At 39.7% G+C, this 1,494-nt stretch carries 2 protein-coding genes; one reads left to right on the top strand and one right to left on the bottom strand.

Annotated elements, in window-relative coordinates; genetic code table 11:
* Positions 1-63: 63 nt before the first annotated feature.
* Positions 64-588 (bottom strand): AAA family ATPase, encoded by a 525-nt coding sequence (locus tag R7P72_RS24215; RefSeq protein ID WP_021821738.1) that lies wholly within the window; start codon positions 586-588, stop codon positions 64-66.
* A 408-nt stretch (positions 589-996) separates the two neighbouring features.
* On the opposite strand from R7P72_RS24215, the gene R7P72_RS24210 reads away from it, so the two are divergent.
* Positions 997-1,377 carry a cystatin domain-containing protein gene (locus R7P72_RS24210; RefSeq protein ID WP_005480328.1) on the top strand — a complete coding sequence of 127 codons (381 nt, stop codon included), beginning with the start codon at positions 997-999 and terminating at the stop codon, positions 1,375-1,377.
* The last annotated feature ends 117 nt before the right edge of the window (positions 1,378-1,494 follow it).

Raw genomic sequence — 1,494 nt, 5'->3', positions numbered from 1 at the left:
TGGCATGCCATGTCGCACAAAAATAATTTTCATCTATTTGTTTTCTCTTAGCTTTTACTTATTTTATAGTTTTTCGAGATAAGCTTGTGCTTTTTTCGGGTTAGTCAAATGAACAAATTGAATGGGTGAGCCGCTCAATTCACGTTTCAGTTGAAGATATTTTTGTCGTCGTTTGGCGTAGTTTTTAATAGACCATAATACGATGGAGTCTTTTGTAAACAGTCGATACAGACTTTCTCTGTTACCAGTCCCTTCCCACAGCTCTTGCTCTGTGTAAATACGAGTGAGTGCACGTTTGATCGCTCGGTAAAACGTCACCGTTCTTGAATAGTCCAACCAAATGATCGTGTCGACGTCTTGCCACTTTATGCTTTCAGTTCGAGAATAGTTTCCATCCAAAACCCATTCGCTTTGCGTGAGGGCCGTTTTTAAGTTGCTGAAAAACTCATGGTCGGTGCTTTCTCGCCAGCCCGCTTTCCAAAACAATTTGTCCATTTCGATATGTGTAACGTCGAGCTTCTGAGCTAAGGCTTTTGCGAAAGTAGACTTACCACTGCCGCTACTACCAATGACATTTATCCTTTTCATATAACGCCCTCCTTGGCGCTGGCAACAAACTGACGAAGAACGCTGCAGTTAGTCAAAACTACAGCTTATTTTTACAGGTCGGTGATAGTAGTGTTTTGTATGATTGATAAGAAGTTTCAACGTCAATCATGTGAACCATAACTCATATTAAATTTGATTTATTGCGCTTAACGCTGCCCCAATTCTCGAGTAAATTGAGTCTTCGTAGGCAACAACATCACGAGTTTTTACACTGTAAACTGATTTATCAAGAACAGAATGTTTGATTTATCGTGTTTATTTTCTATGTAAACTCGATCCAATTACTCATCGAATTAACTTTGTGCATATCAAAAGTTTGCACAACATAGACAATGGCGTGATCTCATCACCACTATAATACGACCCGATATGAATGAGGTGATGGTTATGATGTTAAAAACAGTGTCGACTTGTGCAATTTTGGGGTTGCTTGTTGGTTGCCAACCAAAAAACCAAGAAGAGACGACACATGTAACAGCCTCGGCAGATGTATGTAATACACAGGGAAACATGCCAGGTGGGTGGAACGAATTTGATGCTACCCCTGATGCACAAAAGGCTATGGCCTTTGTCCTGAAACAAATGGATACCCTTTCGTCATTCAAACAAATTTTGACAGTTCATGCACAAATAGTGAGCGGTGTGAACTACGCAATTGAATTTGAAATGGATGATGGCTCGATTTGGAACACTATTGTGTATCGTAATCTCGACGGAGAGTACGCGATTACTCAATCGCCAAAAGAAGGTCACTTCTGCGAACAATAAGTGTCAGAGTCGATAAAAAAGCCCCATAAAGGGGCTTTTTTGTTTTCATTTAACTATTTGATTTTTATTTAGATAATAGCATCTGAGATTTAACCGAAACGGTAGAACCAAACCTAG

The sequence above is a fragment of the Vibrio sp. Vb0888 genome, assembly GCF_033338835.1.
Taxonomy (GTDB): Bacteria; Pseudomonadota; Gammaproteobacteria; order Enterobacterales; family Vibrionaceae; genus Vibrio; species Vibrio alginolyticus.
The sequence above is the reverse complement of the archived record's forward strand: the minus strand, read 5'-3'. Positions and strand labels throughout refer to the sequence as shown.